Origin of the sequence: Streptomyces radiopugnans (assembly GCF_900110735.1) — a bacterium.
Lineage (GTDB): Bacteria > Actinomycetota > Actinomycetes > Streptomycetales > Streptomycetaceae > Streptomyces > Streptomyces radiopugnans.
The window spans coordinates 343180-358128 of the sequence record NZ_FOET01000004.1; the positions used below are offsets into that span (position 1 = coordinate 343180).

Here is a 14949-nt window from a genome sequence, read left to right on the forward strand (position 1 = left end):
GCGGGGGCGGCGCGGGCCGCCTGCGGCACCTCACCGTGCTCCGGGCCGGGCGGCGCGGGCGGCGGACCCGTACAGCCTCTCCAGCCGGTCGGCCACGGCTGCCAGCGAGAACCGCTCCCGTACCGCGGCACGGCCCGCCGCGGCGGTGCGCTCGCGCAGTGAGCGGTCCTCCAGCAGGCTCAGCACCGCGCCGGCCAGCGCCCCGGGGGAGCCGTCGGTGACCAGCGCGGCCCCGCGCCGCTCCAGCTCGGCGGCGATCCCGCAGCTGTCGGTGCAGACCACGGGGGTGCCCGCGGCCAGCGCCTCCAGCACGCTCATCGGGAACGGCTCGTTCACGCTGGGCAGGACGTACACGGTGGCGCGGGCGATGCGCCGTACCGCGGCGGCGTGGTCCAGCGGCCCGCCGTACCCCACCGCCTCGTCCAGCCCCTCCTGGGCGATCAGCCGGCGCACCGGTGCCAGTCGGCCCTCGTCGGCCCCGTGCAGGGTGAAGGACGCCTCGGGGTGCTTGGCGCGCACCAGCGCGGCCATGCGCACGAACGCCTCGGGGCGCTTGCGCCGGTGGAGCCGGGCGAGGAAGAGGACGTCCGCCTCGTCCGGCCGCTCCTCCGGTCCGGCTTCCTCCCGCGGCCGCTCCCCCGGTCCGGCCGCGGCCGGCCTCACTCCGTTGGGCAGCCGGACCGTCGTCGGACCGCCCGGCCGCAGCACCCTGCGCAGCCCGGTCTCCTCGGCCTCGGTGAGCACCAGCGCGGCGCGCGCCCTGCGCAGCAGGGGCACATAGCAGCGGTCGAAGAGGTGCACGGCGGCCGAGCGGCGCGGCTGGACCATGCCGTGGGTCTGGACGACGAAGGGGCGGCGGCGCAGTACGGCGGCGGCCAGCGCCGCGAGGGAGACCAGATCGCGTCCGGCGTGGACGTGCAGCACGTCGGCCCGGCCCGCCAGCCGCCACAGGGTGAGGGCCAGCCGGGGGTGGAACAGCCCGAGGAACCCCCGGCCGGGCACCAGCGTGCGGGCGCGGTGGGCGCGCAGCGGCACGCCGTCCAGGGTGCGCGGCGGCGCGGCGCGGCCGCGCCACAGGGAGACCAGCGCGACCTCGTGACCGCGTGCGGCCAGCTCGGCCAGCTGCCCGGTGGCCACGCTCACCGGGCCGCCGTAGGCCCCGTCGTCGCCGGTCAGGGTGACGGTGTGGACGACCCTCATCGTGTGCCTCCGGCGGTGTGCACGGCTCCCGGCGCGAGGTCGCGGTGGGCGACCGCCCCGGCCCCGACCACCGCGCCCGCGCCGACGGTGACGCCCCGCAGCACCAGGGCGCGGGCGGCCACCCAGGAGCCTCGCTCCAGACGGACGGGGGCGTTGTCGAACTCGAAGGTGGGCGAGTGCCGCTGGTGGCTGCCGGTGCACAGCACCGCCTCCTGGGAGACGCACACATCGCTCTCGATGGTGATCGGCTCCAGATTGATCAGCCAGGCACCCTCGCCGATCCACACGTCGTCGCCGACGGCCAGCTTCCAGGGCCACTGCACCCGCACCCGGTGCCGGATCAGGACCCGCTGCCCCACGCGCGCGCCGAAGGCCCGCAGCAGGGCCGGGCGCCAGCGCGGCGGGAACCACCACTTGACGAAGAGCAGGTTGAGCGCGGCGAACCAGGCGGCCTGGGTCAGCAGGCCGCGCTGCTTGTCGTAGCCGGCGCCGGTGAAGCCGCGCAGCCGGCGCCCGGCGGCCGGGGCGCTCACCGGTCCACCCGCACGCGGCGGCCGGACAGTTCGGCCTCCAGTTGCGCCACATCGGCCTCGACCATGATCCGGGCCAGCTCGCCGTAGTGCACCTTCGGGGCCCAGTCCAGCAGCTTCCGCGCCTTGGAGGCGTCGCCGATCAGGGCGTCCACCTCGGTGGGGCGCTCGTACTTGGGGTCGAAGCGCACATGGCGCTCCCAGTCCAGCCCCGCGGCGCCGAAGGCGGCGGTGAGGAAGTCGCGGACGGTCGCGGCCACTCCGGTGGCCACCACGTAGTCGTCGGGCTCGTCGCGCTGGAGCATGCGCCACATGGCCTCGACATACTCGGGCGCGTAGCCCCAGTCGCGGACGGCGTCGAGGTTGCCCAGGTAGAGGTGCTCCTGCAGGCCGGCGCGGATGCGGGCGACGGCACGGGTGATCTTGCGGGTGACGAAGGTCTCGCCGCGGCGCGGGCTCTCGTGGTTGAAGAGGATCCCGTTGACGGCGTGGATGCCGTACGCCTCGCGGTAGTTGACGGTGGCCCAGTACGCCATGACCTTGGCGCAGCCGTACGGGCTGCGCGGGTGGAAGGGCGTGGTCTCGTTCTGCGGGGGCGGGGTGGAGCCGAACATCTCCGAGGAGGAGGCCTGGTACAGCCTGGTCTCCACGCCGCCGGCCCGGATGGCCTCCAGCAGCCGTAAGGCGCCGAGCCCGGTCACGTCGCCGGTGTACAGGGGGGCGTCGAAGGAGACGCGGACGTGGGACTGGGCCCCCAGGTTGTACACCTCGTCCGGCCTCACGTCGCGCAGCAGGTTGACCAGCGCCACCCCGTCGGAGAGGTCGGCGTGGTGCAGGACGAGCCGGCGGCCGGGGGTGTGCGGGTCCTGGTAGATGTGGTCGATGCGCTCGGTGTTGAAGCTGGAGGAGCGTCTCATCAGACCGTGCACGGTGTAGCCCTTGTCCAGCAGCAGTTCGGCCAGATAGGAGCCGTCCTGCCCGGTGATGCCCGTGATCACAGCGGTACGCGGCATGGTGTTCCCCCCACAGGTGGTCTGGTGTCGGCCCGTGTCCGGCCGGACGCCGGGGCGGGACGGGATCTCGACGACAACTGGCCATGTTTCAGCAGAAGTCGGGAGAAAGTGAGCCTCTCACTGACAGAATGCGCGCCATGGACGATCTGCTGCCCCCGCCCGCCCGCGTCTTCGTCGCGGGACACCGCGGCCTGGTCGGCTCCGCCGTCGCCCGGCGCCTGTCCGCCCGGGGCTACGAGGTGCTGACCCGCGCCCGCGCCGAACTCGACCTGCGCGACGGTGCCGCCACCACCGCGTACCTGCGCGGCGCCCGGCCCGACGCCGTGGTCCTGGCCGCCGCGAGGGTGGGCGGGATCATGGCCAACAGCACCCGCCCCGTGCAGTTCCTGGAGGACAACCTCCGCATCCAGCTCGCCGTGGTGAGCGGCGCCCACGCCGCCGGGGTGCGCAGGCTGCTCTTCCTGGGGTCGAGCTGCATCTACCCCAAGCACGCCGAGCAGCCGATCACCGAGAGCGCCCTGCTGACCGGCCCGCTGGAGCCGACGAACCAGGCGTACGCCGTCGCCAAGATCGCCGGGATCGTCCAGGTCCAGTCCTACCGGCGGCAGTTCGGCGCCTCCTACATATCGGCGATGCCCACCAACCTCTACGGGCCCGGCGACAACTTCGACCCCGAGACCTCGCACGTCCTGCCCGCGCTCATCCGCCGCTTCCACGAGGCGGTGGAGAAGGGCGCGAAGGAGGTGGTGCTGTGGGGCACCGGCAGCCCCCGCCGCGAGTTCCTGCACGTGGACGACCTGGCCGCCGCCTGCGAGGTGCTGCTGCGCCGCTACGACGGCGACGAGCCGGTCAACGTCGGCTGCGGCGAGGACCTGACGATCCGCGAACTGGCCGAGCTGGTCGCCTCGGTGGTGGGCTACGAGGGCCGGATCGCCTTCGACTCCTCCAGGCCGGACGGCACCCCGCGCAAGCTGCTCGACACCGGCCGGATGCGGGCGCTGGGCTGGTCCCCCTCGATCGGCCTGGCCGAGGGGATCGCCGCCACCCACCGCGCCCGGCTCGGCGCGGCGGAACCGGTCTGACCCGGCCCCGCCGCCCGCCGCGGCGCCCGCCCGGCCGCTCCTAGTACGCGCCACGGGCGCTCACCACGGCGCGGAAGGTGCGGGCCAGGACGCCGACGTCCCCGGTGTAGGACCAGTTGTCCACGTACCTCAGGTCGAGCGCGACGGTCTCGTCCCACGACAGGTCGGACCGTCCGCTGACCTGCCACAGCCCCGTGATCCCGGGCTTGACCGACAGTCTGCGCAGTTCGGTGTCGTCATAGCGCTCCACCTCCTCGGGCAGCGGCGGGCGCGGTCCCACCAGCGACATGTGGCCGGCCAGCACGTTGAACAGCTGTGGCAGCTCGTCCAGGGAGTAGCGGCGCAGGACGCGGCCCAGCCGGGTGACCCGGGGGTCCTCGCGGATCTTGAACATCCCCCCGTCGTGCTCGTTCGCCGCCTCCAGCGCCGGGCGCATCCGGTCGGCGGCCTCCACCATCGTGCGGAACTTCCACATCCGGAACGGCACCCGTCCCCGGCCGACGCGGACCTGCCGGTAGATCACCGGTCCCGGCGACGACAGGCGCACCGCCGCCGCCACCCCCAGCAGGACGGGCGAGAGCAGCACGGCCAGCAGCAGCGCGCCCACCCCGTCGGTGATCCGCTTGAGCAGCACCGGCAGCCCCCGCCGGGCGGCCGGCTCCACGTGGAGCACGGTCATCCCCGCGGCCCGGGCCAGCCGCAGCCGGTGGCGCGAGACGTCGACGAGGCCGGGGACGACGGCCAGGCTCCGGCCGTCGTCGTACAGGGCCCAGGCCAGACGGCGCAGCCCCTCCCCCGTCGTCCACCGCCCGGGCACGACGAAGACCGTGTCGGCGTCGAGTTCCGCCGCGCGCCGCAGGACGGCGGCCGCGTCCGCAGCGCCCACGGCGTTTGCCGCGTCCACGGCGTCTTCGGCACTCCCGGGCACGCAGCCGCCGACCACCACGTACTCGTCGTCGGTGCGTGCGCCCATCCGCGCCGTCAGGCCGTCCGCGGCTCCCTCCTCCCCCACCACCAGCACCCGCCGCAGGCCCCGGGCCCGGCGCCGCAGCGCCAGTGTGCGCCGGTACGCCAGCCTGCGGTGGGCGGCGGTCAGCGCCAGACAGGGAAGGAGTGCGGGCAGCCACGCCCCGGCCGACACCTCCAGCCGCACCATGACGCACACCGCGGCGAGCAGGCCCAGCATCGCCAGCCAGTCGCGGAGCACCGGCAGTACGGCTCCGCTCTCCCCCGGCTCCCCCGTGTAGCGCCCTCTCAGGGCCGCGATCAGCGGCCAGGCCGCGCCGACGACCGCGGCGGCCGGCAGCGGACCCGGCCCTCCCCCCGCGGCGCCCAGCGCACCGGCCGGCAACGCCGCGCCCAGCAGGTCCACCGCCAGGGCCGGCGGAAGGCGCCGCCCGGCCCCGGATCTCCCCCTCGTCTCCCGTTTCCCGTCCCGCGCGCGGACGCGTAACGGCTCGGCTAAGTCCGCGGGCGCGGCGGCGACCCGCGTTCCGGCAGCCTCGAACAAACCCCTGCCCCCCTACTCGGTCGGCGTCCCCTTCCCCCCGCTCGGCCGGCCGGTGCCGGCTCCGCATTCGCCTCCGTACCGAGTGTGAAGACTAGAACACACTTGCCGATTTCTGTGGCCGTTCACCCAAGTCGTCGATGTCTGCGGCTTCACGTTCACATGACGCCCCGGAGATCATCCGCGGGTGTTCGGTCCTGTTCCCCGACAGGCCCGCCCGGCCCGTCAGGTCCCGTACGCCTCGCCGCCCAGCTCCAGCCGGGCGGTGCCCGCCGTGGCGTCGGCGAGCCAGGAGCGGAAGGCGTCGACCTCGGCCTCGGGCAGCCCGACCTCGATGGCGACCTCGGTGCCGTAGCGCACGCCCCGCACGTCCCGGCCGCCGGTGCGCAGCTCGTTCTCGACCCGGCCCGCCCGCTGGTGGTCCACCGTGACCGTGGCCAGCCGCATCCGCCGCCGGGTGACGGTGCCCAGCGCGTCGAGGGCTTCGCCGACCGCACCGCCGTAGGCCCTGATCAGCCCGCCGGCGCCCAGCTTCACCCCGCCGAAGTAGCGGGTGACCACCGCGGCGGCGTAGCGGACCTCGCGGCGCAGCAGCATCTGGAGCATGGGTGCGCCGGCCGTGCCGCCGGGCTCCCCGTCGTCGCTCGCCTTCTGCACACCGGCGTCGGCGCCGATGACATAGGCCCAGCAGTTGTGGGTGGCGTCCGCGTGCCGCTCGCGGACCCGGGCGACGAACGCCCGCGCCTCCTCCTCGGTGGCGGCGGGCGCGAGCGCGCAGATGAAGCGCGACCTGTTCACCTCGGTCTCGTGCACGCCCTCGCCCGCGACCGTCACATACTGCTCCCGCATTCCGCCCACCCTACGGTCCACCGCGGGGAATGGCCCGGCCGGGCCGTCCGTTGGCAGGGGCATGTACGGAGACTCAGAGACAGTCCGCAGGATCCTGACCGAGGCCGGTGACACCTGGGCGGTGGTCGGCCTGTCGTCCAACCGCGGCCGCGCGGCCTGGGGCGTGGCCGCCGCGCTCCAGCGGTTCGGCAAGCGGATCGTGCCCGTCCACCCCAAGGCCGAGACGGTGCACGGCGAGCGCGGCTACGCCTCCCTGGCCGAGATCCCCTTCCCCGTCGACGTGGTGGACGTGTTCGTCAACTCCGCGCTGGCCGGCGGCGTCGCGGACGAGGCGGTGGCGGCCGGGGCGAAGGCGGTCTGGTTCCAGCTCGGCGTGGTCGACGAGGCGGCCTGGGAGCGCACCCGCGCGGCGGGCCTGGAGATGGTGATGGACCGCTGCCCGGCCATCGAGATCCCGCGTCTGGGCTGAGCGCCCTCCCGTGGCGCGCCCCGCCCGGAGGCGGGGCGCGCCACGGAGCCGGAACCAGGACCGGGATCAGGATCGGGTCAGGCCAGTTCCAGCACCAGCTTGCCGACGTTCTCCCCCCGGAAGAGCATCTGCAGCGTCTCGGGGAAGTCGTCGACGGTGCCCTTCACCACGTGCTCCTTGACCTTGATGCGGCCCTCGCCGATCCAGCCGGCGATCTCCTGCGCGGCCTGCCCGTAGCGCTTGGCGTAGTCGAAGACCACGAAGCCCTCCATCCGGGCGCGGCGGACGAGCAGGGACAGGTAGTTCGACGGGCCCTTGACCGGGGTGGCGTTGTTGTACTGGCTGATCGCGCCGCAGATCACCACGCGGGCGTGCATCGCCAGCCGGGTGAGGGCCGCGTCCAGGATGTCGCCCCCGACGTTGTCGAAGTAGACGTCGATGCCGTCCGGCGCGTGTTCGCGCAGCGCCTTGCGGACGTCCTCGGCCCGGTAGTCGATCGCCGCGTCGAAGCCCAGCTCCTCGGTGAGCATGGCGCACTTGCGCGGCCCTCCGGCGATGCCCACGACCCGGCAGCCCTTCGCCTTGGCGATCTGCCCGGCGATGGTGCCCACCGCGCCGGCGGCTCCGGAGACCACCACGGTCTCGCCGTCCTTGAGCGCCCCGACGTCCAGCAGGCCGAAGTACGCCGTCATGCCGGGCATGCCCAGTGCGCCCAGGTACGTCGAGGGCGGGGCGAGCGCGGTGTCGACCTTCATCGCGCCCCTGCCGTCGGAGACGACGTACTCCTGGACGCCGAACGTGCCCACCACGTGGTCGCCGGGCCGGAAGTCGGGGTGGTTGGACGCGGTCACCTCGACGACCGATCCGGCCCGCATCACCTCGCCGACGCCGACGGGCGGCAGGTAGGAGGGACGGTCGTCGAGCCACCCCCGCATGGCGGGGTCCAGCGAGATGACACGGGTGCGGCCCGCGAAGCAGCCCGGTCCGGGGTCCTCCACGGGCACCGAGCGGTGCTCCCAGTCCTCGGGCTTCACCTCTCCGGTGGGACGGGCTGCCAGGCGGATCTGGCGGTTGGTCGCCGACATGGGGCCTCCTGCTCGATCGAGACTCCCTGCACCGTACCGACCAGTAGGTACGAGGTCGATGTGATCTGCGACACCCCCGCCCTCCGGTGCGCCTCAGGCCACCTCGGGCCGCCTCGGGGCGCACCGGGGCACCCCGAGGCGGCCCCGGTCGTCAGCCGTCGGGCAGCCGGCCCACGAAGCGCCGTCTGATCAGCCGCCGTTCGGCCGCGGTGGTGCCGCCCCACACTCCCTCGGTCTCTCCGTTCCTGACCGCCCAGTCCCTGCACTGGGGCATGACGGGGCAGCCGAGGCAGACGGCCCGCGCCCGCGCCGTCTGCCGTTCCGCCGGGCCGCCGTCCCCGATGGGGAAGAACAGTTCGGGGTCCTCGCCGCGGCACGCCGCGGACTCACGCCAGCCCATGTCAGCGCAGCGGCCGGCGGGAGCGGGAGGGCCGCGGGGGAACCGCCCGGTACGCGCCGGGCGCACCGGCCGGCGGCGGATCCGCACGGAACGCGCGGTCCGCGCGGAAGGGGAAGAAGAAGTCGGGAACGCTCACCGGAACCTCCGCGGATTCGGGGCGGCCCGTCACCGGGCAGCCCGGAGATCCCCACGGCGCGATGGTGCGCCGCAGAGCCCGGCAGAGGTGTCGATATCCAAATATAAAGGAACGTTCCGGCACGGGTCATGCTCCTGAGCCGCCCCTCACCAGACGGTGCAGGGCGAGCCGGGCCGGGCCCGCGTAGAGGACGAGCGCCGGCAACGGCCCCTCCATGCGCAGCTCGGTGCCGGTCCGCCCGTCGGGCAGGACGACGACCGCGTGGTGCAGGCGCATCCGCACGGGACCGGCCTCGACCCGCCAGGTCCACCGCCGCCGCGCCTCGCCGACCTCCTCGACCGTGAAGGCGACCGGCACCCCCGGCAGCGAGACGATCTCGCCCGCCATCCCGGGCTCGATGCGGTCGCCGCGCACACGCACGGACCGGATCTGCGGCGACCAGGTGTGCCACAGCTCCGGCCGCGCGTAGCGCTCCCACACTTCGCCGGCCGGGGCCCGCCCGGCCGCCCGCAGGGTCATCCGTGCCATGCCGGTCGGCTCCTCGTCACGGAGGGGCGGCCGGACACGGCGTGTGCCGGGCCGCTCCCCTCACTCGTCGGAGTAGCTGAGTTCCCCCAGGGTCCAGCCGCTCACCTCGCCGATGGCGACGCGGTACATGCCGCCGGTGTCGGGGAGGCCGTAGCTTCCCTGGAGGATGCGCGCGACGTGCAGGTGCAGGTGGGTGGGCCTGCCGCCGCCGTTCGGGCCGTCCTCCCCGGACGGTCCGAACAGCTCGGCGAACGGCTTCAGGCGCTCGGAGTCCCGCAGGACCTCGGCGACCCGCGCCTTCCAGACGGCCTCGGGCGCCAGCCTGCCGGTGATGACCGCGCCGGGGACCACCACGGTGAGGGGCATCTGGTTGCTCCGCTCGGACTCCACCTTCTCGGCGATGGAGACGAGCAGGTCATCGTGGTTCGACATGCGGGCAGAGTAGCGCCCGCACGGCGGTCAGTCGCCGGTGCGGGCGGCCTGGAGGCCCAGACCGTCGAGCACCCGCGCGCCGGACAGGCCGGCCAGGAGCGCGCCGGGCACCAGCAGTTTGCCGCGGCGGCGCCCGGAGCCGACGACGGCGTACGGGGTGTCGGCGACCGCGGCGTCCACCAGCAGGGGCCAGCCCTGGGGCAGACCGATCGGGGTGATGCCGCCGTACTCCATGCCGGACTCGCCGACGGCCGTCTCCATGGGCGCGAACGAGGCCTTGCGGGCGCCCAGTTCGCGCCGGACGGTGCGGTTGACGTCGGCACGGGTGTGGGCGAGGACGACACAGGCGGCCAGGGTGGTCTCCTGGCCGCGGCGGGCCGCGACGACCACGCAGTTGGCGGACTGCTCGGGCGGGATGCCGTGCACCTCGCCGAAGCGGGCGGTGTCGGCGTCGTCCGGGTCGCTGTCGACGTAGACGACCCCGTCGGCCGGCACGGGGCCGCGCAGCGCGGCGGCGACCGGCGGGGCCAGCAGGTCGAGCTTGTCGGTGACCGGCCAGGCGTCGGTGAAGTTCCCGATGGGGGCGCGCATGGCGTGCACGGTAGCAGCCGCCCGGACGCCCTCCGCGCGGGGCGGACTCAGCGGCGGAGCGGACGGCTGCGCGGGCGGATGGGGTCAGATCCAGTGGTTGCGGGCCACGTACAGCAGCAGTGCCAGGCCGTGCAGGGCGACGGCGAACAGCAGCAGCAGGCGCAGGGTCCGGTTGTTCACGGCGTACGCATCCCGTCGTCGCTTCCTTCCCTGTCGGCGGGCGGGGCCGGGACCGGTCCGGGACCGGCCGCCCCGCCCAGTCTGCCCGCCTCCGCCCCGGCCGTCCCCGGCTCCGGGACCCCGAGGCGGGCCAGCGCCGCCAGCTGCCCGCCGGTGACGCCCTCGGGCACCGGCACCGGCGGCGGGGTGCGCAGCGGGGGCAGCCATCCCTCCCCCGGGTCCCAGCGCCGGACGACCTTCGCGGGCGCGCCGGCGACCACGGCGTGGTCGGGGACCTCGCCGCGGACGACCGAACCGGCCGCCACCACCGTGTTCCGCCCCAGCCGCGCGCCCGGCAGCACCACCGCGCCCGTGCCCAGCCAGCTGCCCGCGCCGATCTCCACCGGCGCCGAGCGCGGCCACTGCCTGCCGATCGGCTGGTGGGGGTCGTCGTAGGAGTGGTTGGTGGAGGTGATGTAGACGTACGGGCCGCAGAAGACGTCGTTCCCGATCGTCACGCCCGCCCCGGCCCCGTCGGCGACCACGTGACTGCCCCGGCCGAGGACCACCCCGTCGCCCAGCCGCAGCACCGTGTCCGGCCCGAGGTCGAGGTCGGGCATCATCCCGGCGGTCAGCGTGACCTCGGCGCCGACGACGCAGCACGCGCCCAGCTCGATCCACTCGGTGCCGAACAGCGTGCCCTGCGGGAAGGCCAGGCGGGTGCCCTCCCCGATCCTGCGGAACGCGTACGGCCCGGGGCGCTCGGCCGAGACGGCGCCCGCCCGCTGCGCGTGGCGCCACAGCCCGTGCACGACGCGGGAGGCCGCGCGGGACAGCAGGGAGGAGAACACGTTCCTGTTCTTGGGCACCCGATCACGGTAGACGCCCGGACGGACGGCGCACCGCCCGGCGTGCTGTGATTCCCGCCCCACCCGATCCCTTACGGTGCCGTTGGAGAAGTTGTTCGGCACACGGGCCGTGCGCTGCACGGCGGGCGGAGGAGGGCGCGGATGGAACAGCGGGCGATGATCGCGGGCGTGGTGGGCAGGGAACCCGAGATCGATCCGGAGGCGTACGTCGCCCCGACGGCCGTGGTGGTCGGCCAGGTATCGCTGGGGGCCGGCGCGAGCGTCTGGTACAACGCGGTGCTGCGCGGCGACTGCGACGCGATCACCGTCGGCGCGGACAGCAACGTGCAGGACAACTGCACCGTCCACGCCGACCCGGGCTTCCCGGCGGTCGTGGGCGAGCGCGTCTCGGTGGGGCACAACGCGGTGCTGCACGGCTGCACGATCGGGGACGAGGTCCTGGTCGGGATGGGTGCGACGGTGCTCAACGGTGCCCGGGTGGGCGCCGGTTCGCTGGTGGCGGCCCACGCCCTGGTCCCGCAGGGGATGGAGGTACCGCCGGGTTCCCTGGTCGCCGGGGTCCCCGCCCGCGTCAGGCGGGAGCTGACCGAAGAGGAGCGGGAGGGCATCCGCGTCAACGCCGCGGCGTACCGGGGGCTGGCCGGTGCGCACCGGGAGACGCTGGCCGTCCCGGAGGACGGCGCGGGCCGGTAGCCCGGCCCCCGAGGGCGCGGTGCACGGCCCCGCCCGGGGGGGGGCGTGTACCGGGTGCGTACCGAAGCGGGGGCGGCCGTGGCCCGGCCGCGGCGGCGGCTCTAGTGTTCTCGCCATGTGGCCAGGACAGCAGCCGCCCGGGGGCGAGCAGAACCCGCAGAACCAGCAGCCCAACCCGTACCAGACGCCGGGCTACCAGACTCCGAACCCCTACCAGACGCCGGGGTACCAGGCGCCCAACCCCTACCGGGGCCCGGGTTACCAGGGGCAGCCCGGCGGCCAGTGGGGGCAGCCGGGCGCGCCCGGCGCACCGCAGCCTCCGCAGGGCGGCGGCAGGAGCGGCAAGGGGGGCCGGAACGCGGCGATCGCCATCGTCGCGGCCGTCGCGGTGATCGCCGCGGCCGTGGTGACGGGCGTCCTCGTCCTCGCCGACGACGACAAGGGCGAGAAGGCCGCGGGACCCGGCAGCAGCGTCTCGCCGAGCCCCGAGCCCTCCACCGCCGAGCCGAGCGAGGACGCCGGCGCCGAGCGGGACGACCCCACCAACCCGCGCGACGGCCTCACCCCGGAGAAGCCCGACCCGGTGGTGTCCGGCTGGAAGGTCGTCACCAACGCCAAGCACCACAACGCCTTCGACGTGCCCGCGGACTGGAAGGTCGGCACGGAGACGACGATCATCGGCTACGGGCAGAAGGACGAGGACGACCCCTTCTCCGGGCCCCAGGTCGCCTTCAGCGCGCCGGCCTTCTACAAGGAGAGCTGGTGCAAGGTCGGCAACAGCAAGTACACCCGGGCCATCGTCGGCAGCAAGGGCGGCCAGGGCTCCCGCAACACCGCCGAGGGCGCCGAGATCGCCGCGGAGAACTTCGTCTACTTCGCGTACGGCGAGCAGAAGGACACCGTCAAGCTGACCAAGGCGAAGAAGTTCTCCAACGAGCACGGCATCACCGGCCACATAGCGAGCGCCACGGCCATCGGGGTCGAGAAGGAGAACAAGTGCGACTCCGACGGCAAGGTCGTGACCGTCTCCTGGATCGACGGCAGCAACGACCTGCGCATCTGGGTCCTGGTCACCGACGCCGGGGTCGATGACGAGGTGTCCCGGGCCACCATCGACAAGATGACCGGCAGCCTGCGGCCGTACGCGGAGGAGGACTGACCGGCGGGGGGCCCGCCGGGGGCGGGGCGGGGCGGCTGCCGTCCCGCCCCGCCTGGGCGGGCCGCAACTACACGCTGCTGACGGCCGCCGCCGTGGTCACCGGACTGGGCAACTCCGGTGCGCTGATCGCGGCGGCGTTCGCCGTGCTCGCCTCGGGCGGCGACGGCACCGACGTGGGCCTGGTCGCCGCCGCCCGCACCGTCCCCCTGGTCCTGTTCCTGCTCGTCGGCGGCGCCGTCGCCGACCGGCTGCCCCGCCACCGGGTGATGGTGGCGGCCAACGCGCTCAACTGCGCCTCCCAGGGCGTCTTCGCGGCGCTGGTGATCACCGGCGGCGCCGAGCTGTGGCAGATGGTGCTGCTGTCCGCGCTGGGCGGCACCGGCCACGCCTTCTTTGCCCCGGCCGCCGAGGGGATGGTGCTCGCCAGCGTCCGCGGCGAGCAGGCCGGGCGCGCCTTCGCCGTCTTCCGGATGGGGGTCAACGGCGCCTCCATCGGCGGCGCGGCGCTCGGCGGCGCGCTGATCGCCGCGGTCGGTCCCGGCTGGGTGCTGGCGATCGACGCCGCCGCCTTCGCCGCCGCGGGGGCGCTGCGCGCCCTCCTGGATCTGCGCGGGATGCCCGAGCGGGCGCCGGGCGGCGGCCTGCTGGGCGATCTGCGCGACGGCTGGCGCGAGGTGGCGGGACGGCCGTGGCTGTGGGCGGTGGTCCTGCAGTTCGCGGTCGTCAACGCGGTGGTCGCGGCGGCCGAGGCGGTGTACGGGCCGCAGGTCGCCGAGGAGCATCTGGGCGGTGCCCGGCCGTGGGGGCTCGCACTGGCCGCCTTCGGCGCGGGCACGGTGTGCGGCGGGGTGCTGATGACCCGCTGGCGGCCGCGCCGTATCCTGCTCGCCGGCACCCTGTGCGTCTTCCCCCTGGCGCTGCCCTCGGCGGCGCTGGCGGTGCCGGTGTCCGTGGGGTGGCTGATCGCGGCGATGTTCGTGACCGGTGTCACGCTCGAGGTGTTCGGGGTGAGCTGGATGACGGCGCTGCACCAGGAGGTGCCCGAGGAGAAGTTCTCCCGGGTCTCGGCCTACGACTGGCTGGGTTCGATCGCCCTGGTGCCCCTCGCCACGGCCGCGGCGGGCCCCGTCGAGTCGCTGGTGGGCCGGCCGGCGGCGCTGTGGGGCTGCTCGGTGCTGGTCGCGGCGCTGACGGCCGCGGTGCTGTGCGTGCCGGAGGTGCGCGGCCTGACCCGGCGGGACGGGGCGGCGGTGGCCGGCGGTCAGCCGACGGTGAAGGAGCCCTCCGGCGGCCTGGGCGAGGGTGCCGCCTCGCTCTCCTGAACCGGGCGCGCGCGACCGGTCAGCCGCTCCAGCGCGGCGCCGTGCGCCACCCGGGCCGGGAACGGGTCGCCCGCCGCCAGCCGTGCCAGCCGCTCCACGGGCAGCCCGGCGCGGGAGGCGACCAGCACGGTGTTGCCGAACCGGCGGCCGCGCAGCACGGCGGGCTCGGCGATCAGGCACAGCCGGCCCGGGTCGTCGCCGAACGCGGCGCGGAAGCCGGCGAGCTGGGAGCGGAGGAAGCCGAAGGGCGCGGCGTCGGCGAGGTTGGCGACGTAGAACCCCTCCGGCCGCAGCGCCGCGGCGGCGGCCCGGGCGTAGGCCAGGGTGGTCAGGTGGGCCGGGACGCGGGAGCCGCCGAAGACGTCGGCGACCAGGACGTCCACCGCCCCGGGGGGTCTGTCCCGCAGCGCGGTGAGGGCGTCGTCGGCGCGCACCTCGATCCCGCTGCCGGGCGGCAGCGGCAGGTGCTCGGCCACCAGGCCGATCAGCGCCCGGTCGGCGTCCACCACCTCCTGACGGGAACCGGGGCGGGTGGCGGCCAGGTAGCGCGGCAGGGTCATGGCCCCGCCGCCCAGGTGGAGGACGTCCAGCGGTGCGCCCGGGGCTGCGGCGCAGTCCAGGACGTGGGCGATGCGGCGCACGTACTCGAACTCCAGGTGCGTCGGGTCGCCCGGGTCCACGTACGACTGGGGTGCGTCGTCGACGGTGAGCAGCCGGGCGCGCGGCCGGTCCACGTCCGGCAGCAGCCGCGCGGTGCCCTGGTCCACGGTCCGGCGCACGGGCACCGGCTCCTGCTGCGCCGTCTCGTCGTCCATCGCCCCATTGTCGCGGCCCGCCGCGGGGAGCGGAGCACCGGGCGGGGGACGTCCGCCGGGTCGCGGACCTCACAGCGGGCACACCGGGACGTATGTCACCCGCGTCGGTT

Annotated in this window: 17 protein-coding genes; 5 read left to right on the forward strand and 12 right to left on the reverse strand. The window is 75.0% G+C overall.

Going from position 1 to position 14949, the window contains the following annotated elements:
• Positions 1-30 precede the first annotated feature (30 nt).
• The 3 genes from BMY40_RS11770 to gmd are packed head-to-tail and all read right to left on the reverse strand — an operon-like array spanning position 31 to position 2743.
• Positions 31-1200, reverse strand: coding sequence for a glycosyltransferase (locus BMY40_RS11770; protein ID WP_093658397.1), 1170 nt, complete (start codon positions 1198-1200; stop codon positions 31-33).
• Positions 1197-1733 (reverse strand): LbetaH domain-containing protein, encoded by a 537-nt coding sequence (locus BMY40_RS11775; RefSeq protein ID WP_093658399.1) that lies wholly within the window; start codon positions 1731-1733, stop codon positions 1197-1199. Before BMY40_RS11775 ends, BMY40_RS11770 begins: the two co-directional genes overlap by 4 nt.
• Positions 1730-2743, reverse strand: a complete 1014-nt coding sequence (gene gmd / locus BMY40_RS11780; protein ID WP_093658401.1) for a GDP-mannose 4,6-dehydratase — start codon at positions 2741-2743, stop codon at positions 1730-1732. The genes BMY40_RS11775 and gmd overlap by 4 nt, the downstream gene beginning before the upstream one ends.
• Positions 2744-2880: 137 nt before the next feature.
• On the opposite strand from gmd, the gene BMY40_RS11785 reads away from it, so the two are divergent.
• Positions 2881-3825: a GDP-L-fucose synthase family protein gene (locus BMY40_RS11785; protein WP_093658403.1), complete on the forward strand. Its 945-nt coding sequence runs from the start codon at positions 2881-2883 to the stop codon at positions 3823-3825.
• A gap of 40 nt (positions 3826-3865) precedes the next feature.
• Here the strand turns inward: BMY40_RS11785 and BMY40_RS11790 are convergent, their stop codons facing one another.
• Together BMY40_RS11790 and BMY40_RS11795 are read right to left on the reverse strand one after the other, a co-directional pair.
• Positions 3866-5197 carry an exopolysaccharide biosynthesis polyprenyl glycosylphosphotransferase gene (locus BMY40_RS11790; RefSeq protein ID WP_245770023.1) on the reverse strand — a complete coding sequence of 444 codons (1332 nt, stop codon included), beginning with the start codon at positions 5195-5197 and terminating at the stop codon, positions 3866-3868.
• A 360-nt stretch (positions 5198-5557) separates the two neighbouring features.
• Positions 5558-6181: a YigZ family protein gene (locus BMY40_RS11795; RefSeq protein WP_093658406.1), complete on the reverse strand. Its 624-nt coding sequence runs from the start codon at positions 6179-6181 to the stop codon at positions 5558-5560.
• A 61-nt stretch (positions 6182-6242) separates the two neighbouring features.
• On the opposite strand from BMY40_RS11795, the gene BMY40_RS11800 reads away from it, so the two are divergent.
• Complete coding sequence (locus BMY40_RS11800) at positions 6243-6650, forward strand: CoA-binding protein (protein WP_093658408.1); 408 nt, start codon at positions 6243-6245, stop codon at positions 6648-6650.
• A 77-nt stretch (positions 6651-6727) separates the two neighbouring features.
• Here BMY40_RS11800 and BMY40_RS11805 read toward each other — a convergent pair whose 3' ends face one another.
• From BMY40_RS11805 to BMY40_RS11830, 6 genes are all read right to left on the reverse strand, one after another.
• Positions 6728-7735 (reverse strand): NADP-dependent oxidoreductase, encoded by a 1008-nt coding sequence (locus BMY40_RS11805; protein ID WP_177213969.1) that lies wholly within the window; start codon positions 7733-7735, stop codon positions 6728-6730.
• A gap of 151 nt (positions 7736-7886) precedes the next feature.
• Entirely contained in the window at positions 7887-8135 is a 249-nt protein-coding gene (locus BMY40_RS11810) for a WhiB family transcriptional regulator (RefSeq protein ID WP_093658410.1), read from the reverse strand.
• A gap of 262 nt (positions 8136-8397) precedes the next feature.
• Complete coding sequence (locus BMY40_RS11815; RefSeq protein WP_177213970.1) at positions 8398-8799, reverse strand: SRPBCC family protein; 402 nt, start codon at positions 8797-8799, stop codon at positions 8398-8400.
• 60 nt (positions 8800-8859) lie between these two features.
• Positions 8860-9231, reverse strand: coding sequence for a hypothetical protein (locus BMY40_RS11820; protein ID WP_093658412.1), 372 nt, complete (start codon positions 9229-9231; stop codon positions 8860-8862).
• A 27-nt stretch (positions 9232-9258) separates the two neighbouring features.
• Positions 9259-9822, reverse strand: coding sequence for a YbaK/EbsC family protein (locus BMY40_RS11825; protein WP_093658414.1), 564 nt, complete (start codon positions 9820-9822; stop codon positions 9259-9261).
• A gap of 176 nt (positions 9823-9998) precedes the next feature.
• On the reverse strand, positions 9999-10850 hold the full coding sequence (locus tag BMY40_RS11830; protein WP_093658416.1) for an acyltransferase: 852 nt from the start codon (positions 10848-10850) through the stop codon (positions 9999-10001).
• Between the two features lie 141 nt (positions 10851-10991).
• Between BMY40_RS11830 and BMY40_RS11835 the strand changes: the two genes are divergently transcribed.
• The 3 genes from BMY40_RS11835 to BMY40_RS11845 all read left to right on the forward strand — a co-directional run bounded on the left by BMY40_RS11835 (position 10992) and on the right by BMY40_RS11845 (position 14024).
• Positions 10992-11543 (forward strand): gamma carbonic anhydrase family protein, encoded by a 552-nt coding sequence (locus BMY40_RS11835; RefSeq protein WP_093658418.1) that lies wholly within the window; start codon positions 10992-10994, stop codon positions 11541-11543.
• A gap of 115 nt (positions 11544-11658) precedes the next feature.
• Positions 11659-12702, forward strand: coding sequence for a DUF8017 domain-containing protein (locus BMY40_RS11840; RefSeq protein ID WP_093658420.1), 1044 nt, complete (start codon positions 11659-11661; stop codon positions 12700-12702).
• The gene (locus tag BMY40_RS11845; RefSeq protein ID WP_093658422.1) at positions 12699-14024 is read left to right on the forward strand and encodes an MFS transporter; all 1326 of its coding nucleotides are present in this window, start codon (positions 12699-12701) and stop codon (positions 14022-14024) included. Before BMY40_RS11840 ends, BMY40_RS11845 begins: the two co-directional genes overlap by 4 nt.
• On the opposite strand, the gene BMY40_RS11850 is transcribed toward BMY40_RS11845, so the two are convergent.
• The gene (locus BMY40_RS11850) at positions 13964-14839 is read right to left on the reverse strand and encodes a spermidine synthase (protein ID WP_093658424.1); all 876 of its coding nucleotides are present in this window, start codon (positions 14837-14839) and stop codon (positions 13964-13966) included. The two genes, BMY40_RS11845 and BMY40_RS11850, sit on opposite strands and share 61 nt — an antisense overlap.
• Positions 14840-14949 lie beyond the last annotated feature (110 nt).

Coding starts and splice junctions, on each gene's coding strand:
- BMY40_RS11770 (WP_093658397.1), bottom strand. CDS start 1,200: ATGAGGGTCGTCCACACCGTCACCCTGACCGGCGACGACGGGGCCTAC.
- gmd (WP_093658401.1), bottom strand. CDS start 2,743: ATGCCGCGTACCGCTGTGATCACGGGCATCACCGGGCAGGACGGCTCC.
- BMY40_RS11785 (WP_093658403.1), top strand. CDS start 2,881: ATGGACGATCTGCTGCCCCCGCCCGCCCGCGTCTTCGTCGCGGGACAC.
- BMY40_RS11795 (WP_093658406.1), bottom strand. CDS start 6,181: ATGCGGGAGCAGTATGTGACGGTCGCGGGCGAGGGCGTGCACGAGACC.
- BMY40_RS11800 (WP_093658408.1), top strand. CDS start 6,243: ATGTACGGAGACTCAGAGACAGTCCGCAGGATCCTGACCGAGGCCGGT.
- BMY40_RS11805 (WP_177213969.1), bottom strand. CDS start 7,735: ATGTCGGCGACCAACCGCCAGATCCGCCTGGCAGCCCGTCCCACCGGA.
- BMY40_RS11810 (WP_093658410.1), bottom strand. CDS start 8,135: ATGGGCTGGCGTGAGTCCGCGGCGTGCCGCGGCGAGGACCCCGAACTG.
- BMY40_RS11815 (WP_177213970.1), bottom strand. CDS start 8,799: ATGGCACGGATGACCCTGCGGGCGGCCGGGCGGGCCCCGGCCGGCGAA.
- BMY40_RS11820 (WP_093658412.1), bottom strand. CDS start 9,231: ATGTCGAACCACGATGACCTGCTCGTCTCCATCGCCGAGAAGGTGGAG.
- BMY40_RS11825 (WP_093658414.1), bottom strand. CDS start 9,822: ATGCGCGCCCCCATCGGGAACTTCACCGACGCCTGGCCGGTCACCGAC.
- BMY40_RS11835 (WP_093658418.1), top strand. CDS start 10,992: ATGGAACAGCGGGCGATGATCGCGGGCGTGGTGGGCAGGGAACCCGAG.
- BMY40_RS11840 (WP_093658420.1), top strand. CDS start 11,659: ATGTGGCCAGGACAGCAGCCGCCCGGGGGCGAGCAGAACCCGCAGAAC.
- BMY40_RS11850 (WP_093658424.1), bottom strand. CDS start 14,839: ATGGACGACGAGACGGCGCAGCAGGAGCCGGTGCCCGTGCGCCGGACC.